Origin of the sequence: Gordonia hirsuta DSM 44140 = NBRC 16056 (assembly GCF_000333015.1) — a bacterium.
Taxonomy (GTDB): Bacteria; Actinomycetota; Actinomycetes; order Mycobacteriales; family Mycobacteriaceae; genus Gordonia; species Gordonia hirsuta.
The window spans coordinates 24780-47485 of sequence record NZ_BANT01000025.1; the positions used below are offsets into that span (position 1 = coordinate 24780).

The window sequence follows — 22706 nt, forward strand, 5'->3', positions numbered from 1 at the left end:
TGTCCATACAATATGTCTTACAGGGAGTCATAGGGCCAGCCCTTCCAGTGAAGTCCCGATCTCCGCCCCCCGTGCACCGGCGGCCATCCGATGCGCATGCGCTCACCGGGCCGCCGCCGAGCCCGTGACCGCAGGTGTGGCCGTGGTGGCCCGCAAGGTCATCGACGGCGGCAGGACGATCCGGGCGACGGGACCCGACTCGCCACGCATGCGGCGCAGAAGCAAGGCGCCGGCCTCCCGGCCCACATCGAAGCTGAGGTCGTTCACCGTCGTCAGGCTCACCAGCCGGGAAGCGGCCAGACTCGTGTCGTCATAGCCGACCACCGAAAGCCCGCCGGGCACCTCCCGGCCCACCTCACGCGCCGCCGCCAGCGCACCGACGGCCATCACATCGTTCGCCGCGAAGATCCCGGTGATCTCCGGGTCGGCCCGCAGCAGTTCCATCGTGCCCAGGTAGCCGGCCTCGTCGGTAGCCGCGCCGACCCAGTCGGTACCGGCGACTGCGGCCCCGAGATCCCGGGCCTGGGCCACGAAGGCCTCGCGCCGGGCCCGCGCGGCCCCGCCGGCCGCCGCCAGGTGGCCGAGCCGGCGATGCCCGAGGTCGACCAGGTGACGAGCAACGAGCCGGCCTCCCTCCGCATCGTCGTTGGCCACCCGGTCGAACGCCGCCACTCCCTCCGGGAGCTCACGGGTACCCGCCACCACGATCGGCGGCAGGCCCGCACCGCTCAACGCCCGCGGTGGATCCATGCCGACCACCATCCCGTCCACCCGCATGGACAGGAACGAGTCGATCGGATCTTCGGCCTGGCCATCGGTCGCCACATCGACCACGCTGAGCCGGTACCCGCGCGGCCCCAGTGCGGCGTGCAGGCCGCGGACCAGGTCGACGAACCAGAGGTTGGTGTAATCGTCGATCAGCACACCCACCACGCGAGTTCGCCCGGCCGCCAGATTGGCCGCGGCACGCGAAGGCCGATACCCCAGCTCGACGATGGCCGCCTCCACTGCCTTGCGCGACCCCTCCCCGACCCGCGGTGAACCCTGCAGCACCAGCGAGACCAGTGATTTGGAGACCCCCGCCGCTTGCGCGACGTCGTAGATCGTCGGCCGTTTCGTTGCCATCATCACTCCACTCCCGACCAGACCCTGCAAGTCCCATTGACAGGACATAGTGGCCGGGCCCACAATCGAACATGAACGAGTTGGAGCGTTCCAACACGTGTTCCTCACACTGTAGTCAGCACCCGGGAGAGTCATGAGTAACCAGAGCATCGGCGTCGCCGTCATCGGGGCCGGCATGGCCGGCAAGGCCCACGCCGCCGCCTACCGTCAGGCCACCGCCGTCTTCGGGCCCGGTCTGCCGCCGGTCGACCTGGTACGGTGGCTGACTCCTACGAGCCCCTGTCCGCCGAAGCGGCCCGCCGGTTCGGCTATCAACGGCACGACACCTCATGGCAGGCCATCGCCCATGCCGACGACATCGACGTCGTGAGCGTGGTGGTAGCCAACCACCTGCACCGCGAGATCGTCGAGGCGCTGCTGGCGGCGGGCAAGCACGTGCTGTGCGAGAAGCCGCTCGCGGCCGGTCTGGACGACGCCCGCGCCATGGTGTCTGCCGCAGACACCGCGGCCGACCGCGGCCTGGTGGCGCGGATCGGCTTGACCTTCCTGCGTTCACCGGGAATCGCCTTCCTCGGCGAACTGGTCGGCAGCGGCCGGCTCGGCCGGTTCGTGAACTTCGACGGCGCATACTGGACCGACTACGCCTGCGACCCCGACGGTCCGATCAGCTGGCGTTTCCGCGGCGGTCCGGGCACCGGCGCGCTGGCCGACGTCGGCAGTCACCTGTCGTATATCGGCGAAGTGTTCGGCGGGCGCGTCACCGCCGTGCGTGGTGGAACCCTGCACACGGCCTTCCACACCCGGCCGACGCCGCTGGGTCAGGTGATCGGGCACGAGGGGGCGCGGTCTCCGACCAGCGCGAGGCCGTGGAGAACGACGACGTCGCCGGTTTCTTCGTCGACTATGCGGCCGGCGGAACCGGATCCCTGCAGGTCTCCCGCGTGGCCGCCGGCCACCCGAACACCCTCAAGTTCGAGGTCTTCTGTGAGCGCGGCTCGGCGTCGTTCGACTTCCGCAATCCCGGCCAGGTGCGCGTGCACCTGCTCGGCGACGGCGACGGCGACCTGCGCGGCACACGCACGGTGGTCCTCGGCCCAGAACACCCCTACTGGCGCGACAGCCTGGCGATGGACGCCCCCGGTGTGGCCATCGGACAGAACGACGGTTTCGTCTTCCAGGCCCGCGCCTTTCTCGAGGAGGTGGCGGGTCTGCCGCAGAGTCGCGGCCTGCCGCGCAACGCCGACTTCGCCGACGGGCTGCACAACATGGAGCTGCTCGACGCCGTCGCCCGATCGGCCCTGGCCGGCGGCGCCGAAGTCCGCGTCCCCTGACCCAATCCCAGACAACCGCCCCACCCTCAATGATTCAGGAGCACCCGCCATGACCGACCACACCCTCGGCGTTTACACCGCCGTCCTGCACGACCGTTCCCTGACCGAAGCCCTCGATGTGATCGGCGAACTCGGCTTGAACGCCGCGGAGATCAACGCCGGCGGCTTCCTGCCTCCCACACATATCCCGCAGATCGACCAGATCATCGAGTCCGACACCGCCGCCCAGGACTATCTCGGAGTCTTCGCCGAGAAGAACATCCGCCTGGCCGGCCTGAACGTCAACGGCAATCCCCTGCACCCGAATCCGGTGATCGGGCGAAAGCACGCCGATGATCTGCGGCGCGCGATCCGGGCCGCGGCTGCACTCGGCCAGAAACGCGTCGTCACGATGTCGGGCCTGCCCGGTGGCGAGCCCGGCTCCTCGCGGCCCAACTGGGTGGTCAACGCCTGGAACTCCGGTTCCTTGGACGTGCTGGATTACCAGTGGGACCTGGCCGTCGATTTCTGGACGGATATCGCCCGGCTGGCCGAAGAACTCGATGTGAAGATCGCGATCGAGATGCATCCGCAGAATCTGGTCTTCAACCCACCCACCCTGCTGCGCCTGATCGATCAGGTCGGTACCGATTTCATCGGCGCCGAGATGGACCCGAGTCATCTGTTCTGGCAGATGATCGACCCGATCGCCGCCATCGACCACCTGGGCGACCGTGTCTTCCATGCCGCTGCCAAAGACGTGCGGATCAACCAGAACGCCCGGATCTACGGCGTCCTCGACGAGCGCTTCCGACGGATGGGCCCCGACGAGCCGCGGGTGAATCTGGGCGGTGACGAATGGGTCAACGAGTGGCCGCAGGATTCGGCATGGGACTTCGTGGCTTTGGGCCAGGGGCACGACGCCGCGTTCTGGGCCGAGTTCCTGCGTGCGTTGTACCGGGTGGACCCGGACATGGCCTGCAATATCGAGCACGAAGACACCTCGTTCGGTCCGATCGAGGGGTTGCGGGTGGCCGCCGACGTGCTGCTGTCGGCCGAGCGGAAGCTGGCCGAGGCGCCCGCCTGACCGGAGGTCGGTGAGTCGTCGTCGATCGGTCAGCCGTCGACGGCGACCCACGCCCCGGTCGCCGCCGAGCCGGTGATCGCATCCAGTACCCGCGCGGCGTAGACGGCATCGGCGATGGTCGCACCGACTGGTTCGCCGGTATGGATCGAGGTCAGGAACCGCTGCGCCTCGATGACCTTCAGATCGTCATAGCTCATCGGGTTGGCGGCGCCGGGCTGGAAGCTGCCGTAGTCGCCGGCACCGGGACCGACGAAGACCGCCGAGACCGGCTCGTCCTGGTACCCCGGCGATGGTTCGGCCGGCCCGCCGGCCGAACCGGTGAGCTCGAGTTCGCCCATTCGCCGGTAATCCCACCGGACCAGTCCGGCGGTGCCGTGGATCTCGAAGCCGTAGGAGTTCTGCTCGCCCACGGCCACCCGGCTGGTCTCGAGCACACAGCGGGCGCCGGAGGCCAGCCTCAGCAGGACCCCGGCGTAGTCCTCGTTCTCGACCGGCCCCGGCACTCCGCCAGTGGCCAATTGATGTCCGCTGGTGGCCGCGGTCGGTGTCGGGCGCTGGCCGACGAACGTCGCGGTGTCGGCAACCACTGCCGCGATGTCGCCGAGCAGATACCGGACGAGATCGGCCCCGTGCGAGGCCAGATCGCCCAGCACCCCGTTACCGCCCCGAGCACGCGAGTACCGCCAACTCAGAGCACCGTCCGGATGGGCAGCGTAATCGCTGAAGAGGCGGAACCGCGCGTGCGTCGGCGTGCCGATCCGCCCATCAGCCACGATCTGCCGAGCCGCGGCGACCGCCGGCGCGTGCCGGTAGTTGAACCCCACCGCCGTCTGCCTGTCCGCTGTCGCCGCGGCCTGGGCGACGGCCTGCGCATCGGAGGCCGACAGGCCGACCGGCTTCTCGATCCACAGATGCTTGCCCGCGTTCAGGACCGCAGAGCCGATCTCGGTGTGCAGGAAATTCGGCACGGTGACCGAGACGGCCTCGACCTCAGGATCGTCGAGTACCGCCCGCCAGTCCTCGTAGGCACACCGGGCGCCGTACTGGGCGGCGGCCTGCGCCGCTCGCCCGGGCACATCGTCGGCAACGGTGATGAGCCGCGGCACGAGTGCGGCGTCTGGATAGTGCTGCCGCAGCCTGCTGTAGGCGCGCGCGTGCACCGCACCCATCCAGCCCATGCCGATCACCGCAACACCGAGGGCACGTTGTTCGGTCATCTGCCCCGCACCGTCCTTTCCAGAGCTTCGCGCCGAGTCAGCCGCCGCTACTTGGGGACCTTCACGCCCAGGACCGGGATCGGCGCATCCAGCAGCAGCTTCTGACTGATGCTGCCCAGCAGCGCCTTGCCGGCCGGGGAGCGACGTTTGATCCCGACGACCAGGCGCTGCCCGTCGTGCTCGGCGATCGCATCGAGCACGGCATCGGCCGGATCCCGGTCCTCGCGGCCCTCCCGCTCGACGACGGTGATGGCGACGTCGTCCGGCTGACCGGAGACGTCGAGGGTGCGCAACCCCAGGTTCACAGCGACCAGGTCGGCACCGAACGTGCGCGCCTCGGCGACGGCGGCCTTGAGCGCCTCGGCTCCTTCGGGGCTATCGGCGACAGCGACGATGATGGTCATGGAATTCTCCTCCGGTGGTCTCCCGGACGGCGGCGCCGCCCGAGATCACGACATGTTGATCATTTGTCAGGACAATCATAGGCGCGCGGACGGACGTCCGCATGCGGCGCCTCAACGGAAGTCTCCCGCCGCGAACGACTCCTCCAGCTCCTCCAGGGACCGACCGCTGGTATTCGGCAGCGTCTTGTAGATCAGGAAGGCGAAGACCGCACAGATCACGAAGAAGGTGCTGTACGTACCGGTGATGCCCCCGGCCTCGATCAGCGCCGGGAAGAACTGGCCCACGGCGGCATTGGTCAGCCAGAGGACCAGCACCGACAGACCCATGCCGAAGCCGCGCAGTCGCAGGGGGAACAGCTCGGACAGACAGACCCAGACGGGGACGTTGAGCGCCGTCTGCATGGCCAGCACGAATAAGGCGACGAAGATCAGGACCGCGTAGGCCTGCGCAACGCTGCCGGTCGGGAAGATCAGCGAGGAGAGCACGGTCAGGCCGTGACAGATCGTCACCGCGATCATTCCCGAGATGATGAGGGTGCGCCGCGGGATGCGGTCGACCAGGAAGAACAGACAGATCGCCGATCCCACGACGGCCGCCACACCCATGAAGATGTTGGCGATCGGTGCGGCACTGTCGCTGAATCCCGCGGTCTTGAGCATCTGGGTCCCGTAGTACATCACCGAGTTGATCCCGGTCACCTGCTGGGCGATCGCCAGGATCACCGCCGCAAGCATGATCCGCCGGACCCACGGAATGGCCATATCGGCCCAGCCGCCGGTCTGCTGCAGTTCCTCCTCGTGTGCCAGTTCGGCGACCTCTGCCATCTCGGCGCGCGCCCGGTCCTCGGTCCTGACCTGCAGCAACACCTTGAGTGCGTCGAGCGTTTTGCCCTTGGACAGGTACCAGCGCGGCGACTCGGGCATCCGGAGCATGCCGACGAACAGGCAGATCGCCGGGATCGCACAGATGGCGAGCATCAGGCGCCAGATATTGGAGTATCCGTCGGGGTTGGTCGCCGTGGCCGGCGGCCAGATGGCGGCGATGATCGCATTGACGATGAAGGCGAGCAACTGTCCGACGACGATCGCCAGCTCGTTGCGCCCGCCCAGCCGGCCGCGCCGTTCGGTCGGGGCGAGTTCGGACAGGTAGACCGGCACGACCACCGAGGCACCACCGACCGCCAGCCCCAACACCACCCGCGAGGGCAGCATGACCGCCAGATTGGGCGCGACGACTGCGCCCACGGTGCCGATGAAGAAGATCACGGCCAGGATGATCATCGTCTTGCGACGGCCGATCGCGTCGGCGAGTCGGCCGCAGAGCAGTGCGCCGGCGGCCGCGCCCAGCAACAGGGTGCTCACGACCAGACCCTCGGTGGTGGTGCTCAGATGCAGATCATGCTTCATCGGTTCGAGCGCACCGTTGAGCACGCCGGTGTCATAGCCGAAGAGCAGGCCGCCGAAAGTGGCGACGACGGCGATCAGGTCCATGCGGCGCTGCTGCGGCCCCGGCCTCAGTGGCGGCAGGGTGATCGATGAGGCGGCTGTCCCTTGTGACACGAGACTCTCCTTGGTTCGGCCCCGCGGGGACGATGGCGACGACAGCGGCGAACCCTCGGCTCACCCGGTCGGCGGGGTCCCCGGGGACCGCCCACTCCGTCGTCGTGCAGCTCTTCTGCTGCGCACCGCATCAGCGGCTCCATTCAGGATGACAGTGACGAGCACCACATGCAAGACTTTCGGACTAATATGTCCTTACATACGGACATTTGCTCGGGTCGTAGGCAACGGCTCACCGGCTCACCGGCTCACCGGCTCAGGCCATCGCCTCGCGAACTGCAGGGGCGAACAAGGCAGCCAGATTCGCCGCGACCTGCTCGATCGGGACCTCCGGCGGCATGGCCACATAGCTCAGCGCCATCCGGGCGATCGCCCCGGCGATCGGCTCGGCACGTCCTACCGGCAACTCGATCCAGGAATCGGTGACGATGCCGGTGATCCGGTCCTTCGCCGCGGCGATCAGCGGCGCTGCGTCGGTGGTGACCAGCCGATGCAGATCGGCATTGCCCGCGCCGCTCAACAGCGAGGCGATCATCGGATCGGCGGCCGCACCGGTCAGAAAGCGCACGAACCCATCGGTCAGTGCACCGTCGAGGTCGCCGGGAGCATCGGTCACCGCATCGCGGATCTCGCCGGTGAACAGGTCGACTAGACGCAGCGCGTAGGCCTGCGCCAAACCGTTCCGCGAGGAGAACTCGTTGTAGACGGTCTGCCTGCTCACCCCGGCATGTCTGGCGACATCGGACATCGTGACTTTCGACCAGTCACGCTGGGTGAGCAATTCTTGCAGGCCGTCGAGCAGCGTGGTCCGCAACAGCCGCTTGCTCGCCTGCGCATAGCTGTTGGGACCCGTCACTCGCTCCAGGGTAGTCATCGCGCGCTGCCCGGCGGCTCACACCACGGTGCCGAGAGACTCGGCCATGCGAGTGCGCAGGTCGCGCGCGGCCGCGGCCCGTCCCACGGTTACCGCGCCGACCAGGCCGCCGGGACCGGCCACCGTGATCGTCGCCTCCGGCTTCTGCCCGACCGTCAGATCACCGACTGTCAGATCACCGTCGACGGTCACCGCACCGGGAGCGGTCGGCCATCCGACGAACTGCAGATTGGTTCCGTACTGCATCGTCCAGGCGCGCGGCACCTCGGCGTACACCGGCGCCGGTCGACCAGCCAGATCCGCCAGAACACTGCGGGCCGCCGCCGCGCCCTGGTCCTGCGCCCCGAACCAGTGCTCGCCGCGCGCGGGTTCGCCCGTGCGCGGATCGGGCACGGCTGCACAGTCGCCGGCCGCGTAGATCCCCGCGGTACCGGTGCGCAGCGCACCGTCGACGACGATCCCGGCCTCGGTGACCGCCAGCCCCGCAGCTCGTGCGAGCACGGTGTCGGGAACGGCGCCCAGTGCCGCCACGACGGTCCCGCGCAATGTCTGGCCGTCACGGGTCCGCACCTGCCTGGCGTCGGCGGACTGCACCGGGGAACCGAGTCTGCACTGGACCCCGCGGGCCCGGTGCAGATCGGCGATGAACCCCGAGACCGCCTCGGGCGCAACGCGAGACAGCAACCGTTCGGCCGCCTCGAGGACGATCACCTCGCGGTCGTCCGCCACCACCGAGGCGGCCAGCTCCAGTCCGATGAGACCTCCGCCGACGATCACCAGCGGCCCCGGATCTGCGCTGATCGCGTCCCGGATCCGTTCGGCGTCGGCGAGCGTGCGCAGGCACGGGACGTCCTGGTCCAGCCAGCCGGGCCGGACCGGCGCTGCTCCGGTCGCCAGGATCAACGCCTGGAAACCGAGGACCGAGCCGTCGTCGAGCCGCACCGTCGCCGCTGCCGAATCGATCTCCAGAACCGTGGTACCGCTTCGGATCTGGACATCGTCTTCGGCCCAGACCTCGAGCTTACGCAACCCGATGCGCTCGGGTCGCAGATCGGCCGAGAGCAGGTCCTTACTCAAGGCCGTCCGGCGATACGGAAGGCCCGGCTCGGCGCCGATGATCGTGACCGGCCCCGGGTATCCCCCGGACCGCAGCGTCTGCGCAGCTGTTGCGCCGGCCACCCCGCCGCCGACGATCACGACGCCTGCCGGAGCCGTCATGACCGGGCGACCTCCACCACCTCGAAGTCGGCCTTGGCCGCACCGCAGTCCGGGCAGCTCCAGTCATCGGGGATATCGGCCCAGCGGGTGCCGGGCTCGATACCGTCCTCCGGCCAGCCTTCGGCCTCGTCGTACTCGAAGCCGCACTGCAGGCAACGGAACAGCTTGTAGTCGGTCACCGCGGTCATGTCACTCTCCGATCCGAACGAAGTCGATTTTTTCCCGGACACCGCAGTCCGGGCAGGGCCAGTCATCGGGGATATCGGCCCACGCGGTGCCGGCCGGGAATCCCTCCCGCGGAGCACCGGCGACCTCGCGGTAGCCGTAGGCGCAGTTCGGGCAGGCGTACACCACACCTGCGGTCGCCGCCTGCTTCTCCAGCACGGCCACCGCGCCCTCATCCTTGGCCTTGGTCGCCTGCAGGCCCGCCGCCGGCGCGCCGGTCAGAGCCGCGCACTGGTCGGCGTACTTGGCCAGCAACTGCTCCTCCTTACCGGGCTGCAGGTTGGCTCGGGACAGCTCGCCCCCGTAGTGGGCAATGACCCGCTTGTCCATCACCTTGCGCCAGACGGCCGGCACATAGGCGACCGCGATCATGCTGGCGTAACCGCTGGGCAGATTCGGCGCCTCGTCGAAGCTGCGCAACACCTGGTAGCGGCGGGTCGGGTTGGCGTGGTGATCACTGTGTCGCTGCAGGTGATACAGGAAGATGTTGGTTGCGATGTGGTCGGAGTTCCAGCTGTGCTGCGGAGTGCAACGCTCATAGCGGCCGCGGGCGTTCTTCTTGCGCAGCAGACCGTAGTGCTCGAGGTAGTTGACCGTTTCCAGCAGCGAGAAACCGTAGATCGCCTGGATCACCAGGTAAGGCAGGATCTGCCAGCCGAAGACGGCCATCAGCACACCCCACAGGACGATGGACATCGCCCAGGCGTTGAGGACATCGTTGCTGGGGTGGAAGACCGGGCGGCCGAGCCGCTTCATCCGGTTGGCCTCCAGTTCCCAGGCCGATCGCAGACTGCCGAAGACCGAGCGCGGGAAGAAGGTCCAGAAGCTCTCACCGAACCGCGAACTGGCCGGATCCTCCGGAGTCGCCACCCGGACGTGGTGGCCGCGGTTGTGCTCGATGTAGAAGTGCCCGTAGACGGTCTGCGCGAGCGTCACCTTGGACAGCCAGCGCTCCATCGACACCTTCTTGTGCCCGAGCTCGTGGGCGGTGTTGATACCGACGCCGCCCATCACACCCATCGACAGCGCCAAACCGATCTTCGAGATGACGCCGAGCGAGCCGCTGTCGATGCCCAGCCAGCTAAGATCGCCGAAGCGCCCGCCGGGGCCGGCGGTCCACAGGTAGGCGGCGAAGATCAGGCTCGCGATCTGGAGCGGAATGTAGGCGTACGTGCAGTACCGGTAGTACTTGTCGTTCTCCAGCTGTTCGATGAGCTCGTCGGGCGGATTCTGCCCGTCGGGACCGAAGAATCGGTCCAGGATCGGAAGCAGGATGTACAGCAGGATCGGCCCGATCCACCACCACACCGGCGTGAACGACTGCATCCAGCCCCAGTCCAGGGTGTGTCCCACCCAGTTGAGAGCGGCGATCAATCCCATCGCGACGAACAGCGCCGTCGGCGGAATCAGGCCGAGCAACCACAGGTAGCGCTTCTTATCGCGCCACTCCACGGGTGGAACATCGGTCGACCGATCGGTGTCACTCGCTTGCGTCATGCCTTCTCCTTCAACAGAAACGAGGTTGTTTTGACAGTAGGCCACTTTCTGTCGGCGGTCTATACATTTACTCCGATTTGTACAGAAGTGGGCAGCGGTGCTTGGGGAGAACTACAATCGACTCCGTGCAGTTCTCTCGATTCGTCGCACTCGGAGACAGTCAGACCGAGGGCATGTGTGATCCCGATCCGCGCTATGAATTCCGCGGCTGGGCCGACCGGCTCGCCGAGCAGCTCGCGCAGCACAATCCCGACCTGCAGTACGCGAATCTCGCGGTACGCGGGAAGAACACTCGACAGGCACGGGAAGAGCAGCTACCGGCCGCACTGGCGATGGCACCCGACCTGATCACCGCCCCGCTGGGCATGAACGACGTCATCGGACGATCGGACATGGACCAGGTGCACGGCGACCTGGATGACGTCTACTCTCAACTCGCCGGAACGGGTGCGACAGTGGTGATCTCGACATTCCCCGACGTGGTGCGCACCATCCCGCTGGGCCGGCGGCTCGAGTCCAAGCTGCTTGCCCTGAACGAGATGATGCGAGATTTCGCCGACCGCTACGGCTTCGTCCTGGTCGATCTGTATTCCGCACCGGTCCTCACCGACCTGCGGGCCTGGGCGCCGGACCGGCTGCACGCCTCTCCGCTGGGGCATGCCCGGTTCGCCGACGGCGCGGCCTACGCGCTGGGCCTGCCGGGAGCTTCGGCCGACTGGGGCAAGCCGCTGCCGCCGCAGCCGGATCGGAGTCGGCTGCTCCGGCACACCGCCGACACCCGGTGGGCGGTCCAGTTCCTGACGCCGTGGATGATCCGGAAGATGCGTGGACGCTCACTCGGCGACGGCCGCCCGCCCAAGCGCCCAGAACTCACCCCGGTTCGTGAATCCGGCCAGGCCGATCCAGGCCAGGCCAGGACCGGCTCCGGATCGAGCAGTCCGGCCTGACCGATCAGTCCTGCGCGTCGCCGTCCGGGTGCTTGGTGCCGACCAGCTCGAACACCGGATTGGTGATGCGTTCGACCGCCGCGACGGTGGCCGCCTGGCGTTGCGCGAATTCAGCGACGATTGCGGCCAACTCGGCCTGCGCCGCGGCGAACTTCGCGATGGTCTCACTCATCTGCCGCTGCTGCACGATGAACTCCTGCAGTGGCTGAGACACCGCCCCGGCCAGACCGGTGGCGCTGCCGGCCATGCCGACGACCGCGCCGCTGAGGTCGGTCACCTGCTGCATCAGCACATCCGACGACGTCGCGACCCCGGCACTGGTCATCGCCCGCACCTTGTTCAGGGTGTCGGTCGCGACCTTGATCGCCTGCTCCTGCGAGCGGGTGAAGACCGCGAACGGGACGGCGAGCGGGTTCGTCAGCAGCCCCTCCAAGGCCGCCGCTTCCCCGGTCCCCGCGCTCCCCGCGGTGACATCGGATTCGGTGCTCGGAGAATCTTCGGCTGCCATAGTCGCAGCCTAGACGCTCGAGAGCGCCGATGGCGGGATCCGATGCCCTGACTTTCGTCGGCGCCGCCACCGGCCCATCCGCCGACCGCGAACGCTCAAGACACGATCGGCCGGCCGGTGGCCTGGGATGCCTCCTCCACCGACCCCAGGTTGGTCAGATCGGCGAACCCCGCGCGCCGCATCACGGCCACCGCCTGACCGGAGCGGTTCCCCGAGCGGCAGTACAGCACGTAACTGGCGGCCGGATCGAGGTCGGCGAGCACCGTGGCCACCGACCCCTGACTGAAATCGAGCAGCTGAGCGCCGTCGACATGGCCCATTGCGTATTCCGCCGCCGTCCGAACATCCAGGATGGTCGCGGCGGGATCGACGCCGGTCATCGGCGCACCTCACTCGATGTGCGGCCGGCAGCGCCGGAGGCTTTCCCAGACACCTGGGCGGCGCCGGGCAGTGGAGACCCGACCCCCGAGATCACGCGAAACATGTGCAGTCCTTTCCGATGTTGAGGAATCAGCTGCCGGACAACGAGGAAACCAGTGCGGGGACTTCCTGGGCGAGCACGAAGACGCCCATGACCAGTACAAAGACACCAAATCCGGTACGCAGGGCTTTCTCCGGTATACGACCGGCCAGCGCCACACCGACGAACGACCCCGCGATCGCCATCGCCGTGAAGGCCAGGGTGATCGCCCACTCCATGTGCACGGAGAACAGGTAGCCTCCCAGCCCGGCAAAAGACTTCATCGTGATCACCAGCAGCGAGGTGCCGACCGCCGCCGCCATCGGCAGACCACCCAGAAGGTTGAGCGCGGGCACCACCAGGAAGCCGCCGCCGGCACCGACCAGCCCCGTGGCGATGCCCACCAGAAATCCGTCCAAGAGGATGCGCAGCACCGGTGGCTTGTGTTCGACGGCCGGATCCTCCGGCCGTCCGCTCTTGCGGCCCCGGAGCATCGCGCCCGCTGTCACGATCATCATGATCGCGAACAAGACCATCAGGACTATCTCGGAGATGAAACCCCCGATCAGTCCACCCGCGAACGCCCCCGCCATACCCGCGGCGCCGAAGATGAGACCGGTCTTCCACCGCACCCGCCCGGAACGGGCGTGTCCGATCATGCTGACGGCACTGGTGGTGCCGACGATGAACAACGAAGCGGCGATCGCTGCACGGGGCTCCATGCCGAGGACGTAGGTGAGAATCGGCACGGTCAGGATGGACCCGCCGCCTCCCAGGAGCCCGAGCGAGATGCCGACCAGCCCGGCGAGGACCAGCACGACGATGATGAGCGATGCTTCCATGCTGGGACTCCTGGGGAGATGGCGGTTAGGCGACGAGGGGTTCGTTGCCGGGGACCTCGATCCAGCCGGCGTAGCTGCCCTCGAGCTCGGCCACGTCGTAGCCGACTCGGCGCAGCGCACTGGCCACGACGCAGTTGCGGACTCCGCCCTGGCAGTAGGTGACGATCGTGCCCGCATCGGGTGCCGGCAGTTCGTCGAGGTGCCACATCAGGCGCCCGCTGGACAGCTGATAGGCGCCGGGCACATGCCCGTCGGAGAACTCGGTCTTGTTCCGCACGTCGAGCAGCATGCTGCGTTCGAAGCCGTCGAGGTCTTCGGGTTTCACCAGCGTGGGCGCGACCAGTTCCAGGCCGTCGAGCGAGGTGACGAAGCCTTGCACCGAGTCGATGCCCACGCGCACCAGATGGTCGCGCAACTCCTCGGCGTCGTCACGGTTCTCGGCGAGCAGGACCAGGGGGCGCTGCTCGGTTTCGGGGTTGTAGACCCACGAACCGTAGGTGGCGGCCTTGTCCACTCCCGGGATGTTCAGCGAACGCGGCACCGTGCCCTCGTGGACCTCGCTGCCTTCGCGGGTGTCGACGAGGATCACCTCATCGCGCTCCAGCGCGGCGCTGAGCTCATCGGTGGTGTACTCCACGAGCTCGGCGACCTCACCCAGCACCGCCGGGCCGGACTTGTTCTGCATCTTCATCCGCCCGAAGTAGGCGTGCGCGTCGGGCTGACCGTCGAGCAGTTCGTCGATGAAGCCCTGCTCGTCGTTGGCCGCCAGGTACTTGCCCCACCATGAGAATTCGCGTTCATAGCCCACGGTCGACGCCGCGATCGCCCCCAGCGCCTTACCGCAGGCCGATCCCGAGCCGTGCGCCGGGAGCACCTGCACATAGTCCGGCAGCGCGAGGAAGTGATCGCGCAGGCTGGCGAACAGGTCTTTGGCGCCGGCGAAGCGGGTGTCGACGTAGCCGGCGGCCTCGTCGAGCAGATCCGGGCGGCCGAGATCGCCGACGAAGACGAAGTCGCCGGTGAGCATGAAGCCGGGCGCGGACGCCTGGGCCCCGTCGGTGACTAGGAACGACATGTGCTCCGGAGTGTGGCCGGGAGTGTGCACCGCTTCCAGGCTGATGTTGCCCAGATCGATCCGATGACCGTGCTTCATGCGTACCGCGTCGTCGAAGTCGGAACCGTAGGTCCAGTCCGGACCGCCCTCGTCGGAGACGTACATCTGCGCGCCGGTGGCCGCAGCGAGCTCGCGCGTACCGGACAGGTAGTCGGCGTGGATATGGGTTTCGGTCACCCCGACGATCTTCATGTCGTTCTTCTCGGCGAGATCGAGGTAGACCCCGGTATCGCGCCTCGGGTCGACGACGATGGCTTCACCCTTCGCCTGGCAGCCGATGAAGTAGCTTGCCTGCGCCAGGTCCTCGTCGTAGATGCGTTCCAGCAGCATGATCAGACTCTTTCCGGTTGAGTAAGTGTGAAGGCTTAGCGGGCGAACAGGGGCGAGTAGATGTTTCCGCGCGCGGACCTCGCCGCGACGATCTCGGACTGAGCGTGCTCGCCGCCGCACCACTGTGCGGCCGGAACACTCTGACGCACCATCTCAACGTGCTGGCCACACCCGGCCCACGTCGTTTTTCCACAGATCTGGCAGTTGGCTGGTCCGCACATGACGCACTCCTCGGATGATTTCGGTCCTGTTGACTTCAACGATACTACGTATACCCCCGGGGGTATTGGTGAACGATGATCAGCATACCCCAGGGGGTATCTAATTTGTCAAGCCTTTCCCCTGCCGAACAGGTGCGGAAAGCTCAGCCGAGAGGCACGAGCCGGAAAACGACAGTGGCTCCGACCGGACGAATCCGATCGGAGCCACTGCGCATTACGCGCGAAGCGACGCTTGAGACTTACGCGGGGCGCAGGTTCTCGTTGGTCAGCTTGTCGACACCGGCCTCAGCCTTGGCGACCAGCGAGGCCGGCGGGCGGAAGTGCTCGCCGTACTTGTCGGCCAGCTCGTTGGACCGGGCGACGAAGCCCTGGATGCCGCCGTCGTACTGGTTGATGTACTGGACGACGCCACCGGTCCACGCCGGGAAACCGATACCGAAGATTGAACCGATGTTGGCATCCTCGACCGAGGTGAGCACACCCTCGTCGAAGCACTTGACGGTCTCCAGTGCCTCGGCAAAGAGCATGCGCTCCTTCATGTCCTCCAGCGGGATCTCGACCGAGCCGGAGTTGAAGTTCTCCCGCACACCCGGCCAGATCAGGGTCCGCTTGCCGTCGACGTAGTCGTAGAAGCCGGCGCCGTCCTTGCGCGAAGTGCGGCCCAGGTCCACCATCTTGTCGATCACCGCGTACGAGCCGTGCGAGGGGAACTCGATGCCGGCGGCTTCGGCACCGGCCTTGGTCTCGTTCCGGATCTTCTGCATCAGCGTCAGCGTGAGTTCATCGGACAGCTGCAGCGGTGCGGCCGGGTAACCGGCCTGGCTGCCCGCCTGCTCGATGAACGCCGGTTCGATACCCTCGCCGACGGCCGCGATGGCCTCGTTGATGAAGGTGCCGATCACCCGGCTGGTGAAGAAGCCGCGGCTGTCGTTGACCACGATCGGGGTCTTGCGGATCGCCAGGGTGTAGTCGATGACCTTGGCCAGCACCTCATCCTTGGTCTTCTCGCCGCAGATGATCTCCACCAGCGGCATCTTGTCGACCGGGGAGAAGAAGTGGATACCGATGAAGTCTTCCTGGCGCTTGACACCCTCGGCCAGGCCGGTGATCGGCAGGGTCGAGGTGTTGGAGCCGAGCACGGCGTCGGGTTCGACGATGTCCTCGATCTCCTGGAAGACCTTGTTCTTGACCTCGACGGACTCGAAAGCCGCCTCGATCACCAGGTCGACGCCCTTGAAGTCCTGCGCGTCGACCGTCGGGTGGATGCGGTCGAGCAGAGCCTTGCTCTTCTCCTCGGTGGTCCGCCCGCGCGAGAGAGCCTTCTCCTCGAGCTTGACCGAGTAGTCCTTGCCGCGGTTGGCCGCATCGATGTCGATGTCCTTGAGGACGACGTCGATCCCGGCCTTGGCGCTGACGTACGCGATCGCCGCGCCCATCATGCCCGCGCCGATCACGCCGACCTTCTTCGGCTTCCACTTGTCGAAGCCCTCGGGGCGCGAGCCGCCGCCGTTGATGTGCTGCAGATCGAAGAAGAACGCCTTGATCATGTTCTGCGCGACCTGGCCGGTGACCAGCGAGACGAAGTAGCGGGTCTCGATCAGGTCGGCCGAGTCGACGTCGACGTAGGCGCCTTCGATGGCCGCGGCCAGGATGGCGCGCGGGGCGGGCATGTTGGTGCCCTTGATCTGCTTGCGCAGCAGTGCCGGGAAGGCCGGCAGGTTCGCCGCGACCTTCGGGTTGGTCGGCGCGCCGCCGGGCATCTTGTAGCCCTTGACGTCGAACGGCTGCTGGGCTTCCGGGTTCTCCTTGATCCAGGCCTTGGCGGCGGGGATCATCTCCTCCACGGTATCGACCACCACGTCGACCAGACCGGTCTCCTTGGCCTTGGCCGGGTTGAACTGGGTGCCCTGCAGCAGCACACCCATCAGGGCGTTCTGCAGACCCAGCATCCGGACGGTACGGACGACGCCGCCGCCGCCCGGGAGCAGGCCGAGGGTGACCTCCGGCAGACCGATCTTGGAGCCGCGGGTATCGGCCGCGATGCGGTGGTGGCAGTGCAGAGCCAGCTCGAGGCCGCCGCCCAGGGCCGCACCGTTGATGGCCGCCACGACCGGCTTGCCGAGGGTCTCCAGACGACGCAGCACGGCCTTCATGGCGTTGGTGCGATCGTTGATCTCGGTGGCGACCTGCTCGGCGGTCTTGTCCTTGGGAGCGCCGCTGGTCATGTCCTTGAGGTCGCCGCCGGCGAAGAAGGTCTTCTTCGCCGAGGTCAGCACGACACCGGTGATGTCGTCCTTCTCCGCCTCCAGGCGATCGACGGTGGCCGCGATCGAATCCATGAACAGCTGGTTCATCGTGTTGGCGCCCTGGTTCGGGTCGTCCATCGTCAGGATGACGACGCCGTCGGCGTCCTTCTCCCACGCGATCATGTTGTCACTCATGAGTTCTGTCGTTTCCTTAGTCTCTGGTCTTGTCTCAGACGCGCTCGATGATGGTCGCGACACCCATGCCGCCGCCGATGCACAGGGTCACCAGGCCGTAGCGGCCGCCGGTGCGCTCCAGCTCGTCCAGGCAGGTGCCCAGGATCATCGCGCCGGTGGCACCCAGCGGGTGACCCAGGGCGATGGCGCCGCCGTTGACGTTCACCTTCTCGTGGGGGATGTTCAGATCCTTCTCCCACTTCATGACGACCGACGCGAAAGCCTCGTTCAGCTCGAAGACGTCGATGTCGTCAACGGTCAGGCCCGCCTTCTCCAGTGCCTTCTCGGTGGCCGGGGTGGGGCCGGTGAGCATGATCGACGGCTCGCTGCCGACCTCGGCGTAAGCGACGATGCGGCCGCGGGGGGTGAGGCCGTTCTTCTTGCCGGCCTCCTCGCTGCCGATCAGCACCAGGCCGGCGCCGTCGACGATGCCCGAGCTGTTACCGCCGGTGTGAACGTGGTTGACCTTCTCCACGTTCGGGTACTTCTGCATGATGACGTCGTCGAAGCCGGCCATATCGGCCAGTGCCTGGAAGGCGGGCTTCAGCTTGCCCAGGGCCTGGGCCGTGGTGCCCGGACGCATGTGCTCGTCGGTTTCCAGCAGCGTGACGCCATTGATGTCCTTGACCGGCAGGATCGACTTGTCGAAACGGCCTTCGTTCCAGGCGATCTCGGCGCGGCGCTGCGACTCGGCCGCGAACTCGTCGACGTCCTCGCGGCTGAAGCCCTCGATGGTCGCGATCATGTCGGCGCCGATACCCTGCGGGGCGATGTAGTTGTCGTAGGCGGTGGCCGGGTCGGTGAACAGCGCGCCGCCGTCACTGCCCATCGGCACACGCGACATCGACTCCACACCGCCGGCGAGCACCAGATCGTCGAAGCCGGAGGCGACCTTGGCCGCAGCCAGGTTGCAGGCCTCCAGGCCCGAGGCGCAGAAGCGGTTGATCTGGGTGCCCGGCACGCTCTCGCCCAGGCCCGAGGTCAGCGCCGCGGTGCGAGCGATCACTGCGCCCTGCTCACCGACCGGCGAGACGACACCCAGGACGACGTCGTCGATGGCCTTCGGATCCAGATCGGGATGCCGCTCCAGGAGTCCGTTGATCAGGCCGGAGATCAGGTCGATCGGCTTGACGGTGTGGAGCGAACCGCCGCGCTGCTTGCCACGAGGCGTGCGCACCGCGTCGTAGATGAATGCTTGGTCGGGCACTTGTGTTCCTTTCACACGAACCTAGATGGTTACCCCGTCAGGCTAACGCGCGATAACGCATTTGGCTATAGCGGCAGGTCCTTCCATATGAATCTGCTTCCTCTTCGGTTATGGTCTGTTCACGATGCCGACTCCGAAGAGTGCCCGACGCAGCCGCGCGGAGGACCGTCGCCGACAGCTGATCACCGCTGCTACGGCACTGTTCACCGATCGCGGCTATCCACACGTGGCGGTCTCGGACATCGCGGCGCGGGCCGGTGTCAGCGCCCCCACCCTCTATCGGCACTTCGCCGATAAGCAGGCACTGCTGTTCGCCGCCACCGAGTGCGGAGTCGACACCTTCGAATCGGTCACCGACGATGCCCTGGCAGCCGAATCCCAACTGGCCGACCCCGAACCCGCACAGGCGGTGATCGTCGCGGTGACCGCACTGAGCCTGGCCGATCCCGGCGCGACTTCCCTGTGGCGGTGGTCGGGTCAGCACCTGTCCGATGAACAGAACCGGGAGGTGGTCCGGCGCACCCGGTCGGTGCTGCGACGCTGGGCCGCGGCGATCGCCGAAGGCCGCCCCGAGCTGACCGAACGGGAATCGATGTATCTGGCCGGGGCCGCGCTATCGGTCTCGGGAAGCCTGATGAGCCGGGCCCCCAAGAGCGACCGCGCCCTGGTCGAATCCCTTGTCCAACAACTGATCCGGCGGATCCTGACGCTGCGGCCGTCGACGGCACCGGCACTGTCAGACCCCCTGGTCGCCTCCACCGCAGAGGGCCGCCGCGACGAGATCCTCGACGCCGCGGCACAACTCTTCGCCGGGCGAGGCTTTCCCGGCACCGGCATGGACGATATCGGTGCGGCCGTGGGAATCACCGGTCCCAGCCTGTACCGGCATTTCCCATCCAAGGACGCGATCCTGGTCGCGATCGGTCAGCGCAGCAGCCTGAGGCTGGAGGCCGAGGCGATGGCCGCCTCGCTCACGGTGACCGGCCCGAGTGAACTGCTCGGCGCGCTGGTGGATTCCTATGTGCAGAACCTGACCGGCAGCCCCGACCTGCTCGTGGCGCTGACCTCCAGCCACGTCCTGGCCGATAACCCGCACGCCACCGAGCTGCTGGCCAGTCAGCGCCGCTACGTCGCCCGCTGGATCGACCTCCTGAATGCCGCTCAACCTGAGCAGTCACCGCAGGTCGCCGCACTGACGGTGCATGCGGCACTGGCGATCGTCAACGATGCTGCGCGCATGCCGCGCAGCACGCCCCGCCCCGAGTTCGCCGCCCGCATGGCCTATCTCATGAAAGGCTTACTGGGTGTCTGAGGAGTTCGAGATCAAGTACAGCCGCGACGACATGATCGGCCGGCTGCGCGTGGATCCGGACTTCGCCCGGCGACTGTGGGCGGCCTTCGGCTTCACCGCCGGGGACGCCGACGCCCAGGCGTTCAACGACTCGGATCTGGCGGCACTGGCGGTCTTCGTCGGCCTCGACGGCGCCTTGAAACCGGCCGCACAGCTGGCTTCGGCACGGGTGATCGGTCAATCCACCTCCCGGCTCGCCCAGTGGCAGGCCACCGAGATCCACACGCTGGCCAACGATCCCGACAACACGCTGACCACCGAGCAGATCATCGCCGCCCTCTCGCACATCCAGCGCCTCATCTGGCGCCGGCACCTGGACACCTACCTGGCCAACCTGGACGAGGCCACCGCCGTGGAGGCTGCCACCGACGGCTCCTCGGTGATCATCGGCTTCGCCGATATCGTCGGCTACACCTCACTGTCCCGGCGATTGGGCCTGCAGCAGCTGGAAGATCTCATCGAAACCTTCGGCTCCGGCGCCTACCGGGTGATCAGCGGCCACGGCGGCACGGTGGTCAAGGAGATCGGCGACGCGGTGATGTTCACCGCTCCGGATGCCGCCTCCGCCGCCGAGATCGCCCTGGATCTGCATGCGCTGACTGCCGACTCGGACCTGCCGCAGCTGAGGATCGGGATGGCCTCGGGGATCGCCTTGGAACGCCTGGGCGACGTCTTCGGCGAGCCGGTCAACATCGCCGCACGCCTGGCCGCCGCAGCGTATTCGGGTACGACGCTGATCGACGAGACATTGGCCGAGGCTTTGCACGGTGATCCCGAATTCTACGTGAACCCGATCGGAACCCAGTCGGTGCGGGGCTATCGCCGGCTCAAATCACACACCCTGGTACGCAATCGGTATGCACCGTCGTTGCAGGGCGATCGGACCGCCGCCGACCCGGTTGACGACCACCTGTCTCCCGCCGAGACTCTGCCCGGTTCGGCAGACTCCGCGGGGACCGACGACCGCGGGAACAAGTCCCCGAAGAAGTCCAAGCGATCGCATAAGCGCAGCGGGCAGGATCAGCACTAGGCGCAGCGGCGCCCGGTAGTCCCCCAGCCCGTCCGGTCCTGCCGGTCCTCCCGGTAGTCCCCCAGTCCCCCCCGGCCCGCCCCCTTATTCAGGGTGCCGCGCATCCTGAGTTCGGTCTCGCCCCCTCAGCTGAGGGGGCGAGACCGAACTCAGGGGCACAACGTCAGGGGCACAACGGATTCGGAGCGAGACACCCATCGGGTGCGCGAGAGCCCTACGCGGTGTGGCTCAGCGCCTCGAGCGGATCGGCGTAGACGGCATCGAGCGCGGCGGCACCGGCGGCCTTCTGCTGCACGGTGATCGCCGACCGCGCCACCCGCACATCACGATTGGTGATCACCGAGGTCGCCCGCAACGCCTTGGAGACCACCGGCAATGCCTCCGGGTAGTCGGTGAACGCCTGGCCGCCGAGCACCACGTGGTCGGGGTTGAAGATGTCCGAGATCAACGCGACGGTGCGTCCGAGGACCTCGGCGCGCTCGGCGAGGATGTCGTGCGCGACGGCGTTCCCGGTACGGGCGGCATTGCGCAGACCTTCCAGCGAGTCGATCTCCAGTCCGGCCGCCGCCGCAGCCCGCAGCACACCAGAGTCACCGATCGCCTCTTCCAGTCGTCCGGTCTTGTCCGGATCGAGCAGCCGGGTGCCACCGGTCGGAAAGTGCCCGATGGTCGGCGGACCGGCGGCCGGCGTGTGCACGGTGCCGTCCACACTGAACGCGATACCGGCCATCTCACGCGCGTAGAAATACAGGAAGTTGTGGCCGGAGTCAGCCGGATTCACCACGAGTTCGGCGGCGGCCATGGCTTCCACGTGCGACGCCACCGACACCGGCAACCCCAGCGACTGGGCGATCAGCTCACCGACGCGCACGCCGGTCCAGCCCAGGCGCGGATGGTCGACGACGCCCTTGCCGTAGACCCGACCACCCATCGCGACTCCGCCCCAGAGCAGTCGCTTGCCGGACCAGCGGTCGGCGAACCGGCGCGCGGAGTGCCCGATCGCGGTGACCACCTGATCGGGCGTCGCCGCCTGCGGCGTGGGGATGTTGATCGCCCCGACCACGCGATGCTGCAGGTCATGGGTGGTGATCGAGGTGACGGCGTAGCCGATGTGGATCCCCACGGTCAGAAACTCACCGGTGTTGATCTCGAACGGCACCCGCGGCCGGCCGACCGCCCCGGGCGGGGTCAGGTCGGCGCGTTCCCGGATCAGCCCGGCCTTGAGCAGGGCGCTGACCTGCCGGTTCACCGTGGAGATCGACAGTCCGGTCTGGGCCGCGGCGTCGTCCCGGAAGACCGGGCCGGACACCCGTGCGGTCCGCAGCACCAGAGCAGCGGCCTTGGTCGAGAGCTGCAGGCTCGCGACGCCGGCCGGCGGAACGGTGTTACGCAGCTTCCTCGCCCCCTGACCAGGTCGAACAGTGACGCCCGTTGCGGGACGAGTCTGACGAAGCGTAGCGCGGCGGTCCAGAGTGGAAGTCATGGGTGTTGTCCTAAATTGCCAGGTGCGCTGCCGAAACGGCGAATCAAGCGCAGCAGAGGTCGAATGCCCGCAGGCGGGATGGAAGCTGGGTCAGCGCATTCGACGACAACAGAGGACACGAGCCAGCGGCAGGCGGCATCCCAGAGCAGAGGTCACATAGGTGACCTCAGGGATGGCGTACGGCTGGGCGGTCATGATCGACAAGATAGCACAGGC

20 protein-coding genes and 1 pseudogene are annotated in these 22706 nt (G+C 67.4%); 5 read left to right on the forward strand and 16 right to left on the reverse strand.

Annotated features, from left to right (window positions below; all coding sequences use genetic code 11):
- Positions 1 to 102: 102 nt before the first annotated feature.
- A complete protein-coding gene (locus GOHSU_RS09875; protein ID WP_005940636.1) occupies positions 103 to 1125 on the reverse strand; it encodes a LacI family DNA-binding transcriptional regulator in 1023 nt (340 codons plus the stop codon).
- A gap of 133 nt (positions 1126 to 1258) precedes the next feature.
- On the opposite strand from GOHSU_RS09875, the pseudogene GOHSU_RS09880 reads away from it, so the two are divergent.
- Together GOHSU_RS09880 and GOHSU_RS09885 are read left to right on the forward strand one after the other, a co-directional pair.
- Positions 1259 to 2456 (forward strand): annotated as a pseudogene (locus GOHSU_RS09880) (Gfo/Idh/MocA family protein).
- Positions 2457 to 2505: 49 nt separating this feature from the next.
- Positions 2506 to 3522: a sugar phosphate isomerase/epimerase family protein gene (locus tag GOHSU_RS09885; RefSeq protein ID WP_005940645.1), complete on the forward strand. Its 1017-nt coding sequence runs from the start codon at positions 2506 to 2508 to the stop codon at positions 3520 to 3522.
- Positions 3523 to 3551: 29 nt separating this feature from the next.
- Here the strand turns inward: GOHSU_RS09885 and GOHSU_RS09890 are convergent, their stop codons facing one another.
- The 7 genes from GOHSU_RS09890 to GOHSU_RS09920 all read right to left on the reverse strand — a co-directional run bounded on the left by GOHSU_RS09890 (position 3552) and on the right by GOHSU_RS09920 (position 10517).
- On the reverse strand, positions 3552 to 4739 hold the full coding sequence (locus GOHSU_RS09890; protein ID WP_005940648.1) for a Gfo/Idh/MocA family protein: 1188 nt from the start codon (positions 4737 to 4739) through the stop codon (positions 3552 to 3554).
- A 47-nt stretch (positions 4740 to 4786) separates the two neighbouring features.
- Complete coding sequence (locus tag GOHSU_RS09895; RefSeq protein WP_005940650.1) at positions 4787 to 5143, reverse strand: universal stress protein; 357 nt, start codon at positions 5141 to 5143, stop codon at positions 4787 to 4789.
- 111 nt (positions 5144 to 5254) lie between these two features.
- Positions 5255 to 6703 carry a sugar porter family MFS transporter gene (locus tag GOHSU_RS09900; protein ID WP_024332544.1) on the reverse strand — a complete coding sequence of 483 codons (1449 nt, stop codon included), beginning with the start codon at positions 6701 to 6703 and terminating at the stop codon, positions 5255 to 5257.
- 256 nt (positions 6704 to 6959) lie between these two features.
- Positions 6960 to 7577 carry a TetR/AcrR family transcriptional regulator gene (locus tag GOHSU_RS09905; RefSeq protein WP_005940656.1) on the reverse strand — a complete coding sequence of 206 codons (618 nt, stop codon included), beginning with the start codon at positions 7575 to 7577 and terminating at the stop codon, positions 6960 to 6962.
- Between the two features lie 18 nt (positions 7578 to 7595).
- Positions 7596 to 8795, reverse strand: coding sequence for an NAD(P)/FAD-dependent oxidoreductase (locus GOHSU_RS09910; RefSeq protein ID WP_005940659.1), 1200 nt, complete (start codon positions 8793 to 8795; stop codon positions 7596 to 7598).
- The gene (locus tag GOHSU_RS09915) at positions 8792 to 8974 is read right to left on the reverse strand and encodes a rubredoxin (RefSeq protein ID WP_024332545.1); all 183 of its coding nucleotides are present in this window, start codon (positions 8972 to 8974) and stop codon (positions 8792 to 8794) included. Before GOHSU_RS09915 ends, GOHSU_RS09910 begins: the two co-directional genes overlap by 4 nt.
- Before the next feature lie 10 nt (positions 8975 to 8984).
- A complete protein-coding gene (locus tag GOHSU_RS09920) occupies positions 8985 to 10517 on the reverse strand; it encodes a fatty acid desaturase (RefSeq protein WP_005940665.1) in 1533 nt (510 codons plus the stop codon).
- 125 nt (positions 10518 to 10642) lie between these two features.
- On the opposite strand from GOHSU_RS09920, the gene GOHSU_RS09925 reads away from it, so the two are divergent.
- The gene (locus GOHSU_RS09925) at positions 10643 to 11464 is read left to right on the forward strand and encodes an SGNH/GDSL hydrolase family protein (protein WP_005940667.1); all 822 of its coding nucleotides are present in this window, start codon (positions 10643 to 10645) and stop codon (positions 11462 to 11464) included.
- A 4-nt stretch (positions 11465 to 11468) separates the two neighbouring features.
- On the opposite strand, the gene GOHSU_RS09930 is transcribed toward GOHSU_RS09925, so the two are convergent.
- The 7 genes from GOHSU_RS09930 to GOHSU_RS09955 form a co-directional block, all read right to left on the reverse strand.
- Positions 11469 to 11972 (reverse strand): hypothetical protein, encoded by a 504-nt coding sequence (locus tag GOHSU_RS09930; protein ID WP_005940670.1) that lies wholly within the window; start codon positions 11970 to 11972, stop codon positions 11469 to 11471.
- 95 nt (positions 11973 to 12067) lie between these two features.
- Positions 12068 to 12352: a rhodanese-like domain-containing protein gene (locus tag GOHSU_RS09935; protein ID WP_005940673.1), complete on the reverse strand. Its 285-nt coding sequence runs from the start codon at positions 12350 to 12352 to the stop codon at positions 12068 to 12070.
- A 130-nt stretch (positions 12353 to 12482) separates the two neighbouring features.
- Complete coding sequence (locus GOHSU_RS09940) at positions 12483 to 13274, reverse strand: sulfite exporter TauE/SafE family protein (RefSeq protein WP_005940675.1); 792 nt, start codon at positions 13272 to 13274, stop codon at positions 12483 to 12485.
- Between the two features lie 25 nt (positions 13275 to 13299).
- Positions 13300 to 14718, reverse strand: a complete 1419-nt coding sequence (locus GOHSU_RS09945) for an MBL fold metallo-hydrolase (RefSeq protein WP_005940678.1) — start codon at positions 14716 to 14718, stop codon at positions 13300 to 13302.
- A 35-nt stretch (positions 14719 to 14753) separates the two neighbouring features.
- A complete protein-coding gene (locus tag GOHSU_RS17430) occupies positions 14754 to 14939 on the reverse strand; it encodes a DUF8730 family Cys-rich protein (protein ID WP_005940680.1) in 186 nt (61 codons plus the stop codon).
- Positions 14940 to 15178: 239 nt separating this feature from the next.
- Complete coding sequence (locus GOHSU_RS09950; protein ID WP_005940684.1) at positions 15179 to 17380, reverse strand: 3-hydroxyacyl-CoA dehydrogenase NAD-binding domain-containing protein; 2202 nt, start codon at positions 17378 to 17380, stop codon at positions 15179 to 15181.
- 34 nt (positions 17381 to 17414) lie between these two features.
- The gene (locus GOHSU_RS09955) at positions 17415 to 18626 is read right to left on the reverse strand and encodes an acetyl-CoA C-acetyltransferase (protein WP_005940689.1); all 1212 of its coding nucleotides are present in this window, start codon (positions 18624 to 18626) and stop codon (positions 17415 to 17417) included.
- A 124-nt stretch (positions 18627 to 18750) separates the two neighbouring features.
- Between GOHSU_RS09955 and GOHSU_RS09960 the strand changes: the two genes are divergently transcribed.
- The gene (locus tag GOHSU_RS09960) at positions 18751 to 19938 is read left to right on the forward strand and encodes a TetR/AcrR family transcriptional regulator (protein ID WP_005940692.1); all 1188 of its coding nucleotides are present in this window, start codon (positions 18751 to 18753) and stop codon (positions 19936 to 19938) included.
- Entirely contained in the window at positions 19931 to 21007 is a 1077-nt protein-coding gene (locus GOHSU_RS09965; RefSeq protein ID WP_005940695.1) for an adenylate/guanylate cyclase domain-containing protein, read from the forward strand. The genes GOHSU_RS09960 and GOHSU_RS09965 overlap by 8 nt, the downstream gene beginning before the upstream one ends.
- Positions 21008 to 21221: 214 nt before the next feature.
- On the opposite strand, the gene GOHSU_RS09970 is transcribed toward GOHSU_RS09965, so the two are convergent.
- The gene (locus GOHSU_RS09970; protein WP_005940696.1) at positions 21222 to 22490 is read right to left on the reverse strand and encodes an ROK family transcriptional regulator; all 1269 of its coding nucleotides are present in this window, start codon (positions 22488 to 22490) and stop codon (positions 21222 to 21224) included.
- Positions 22491 to 22706 lie beyond the last annotated feature (216 nt).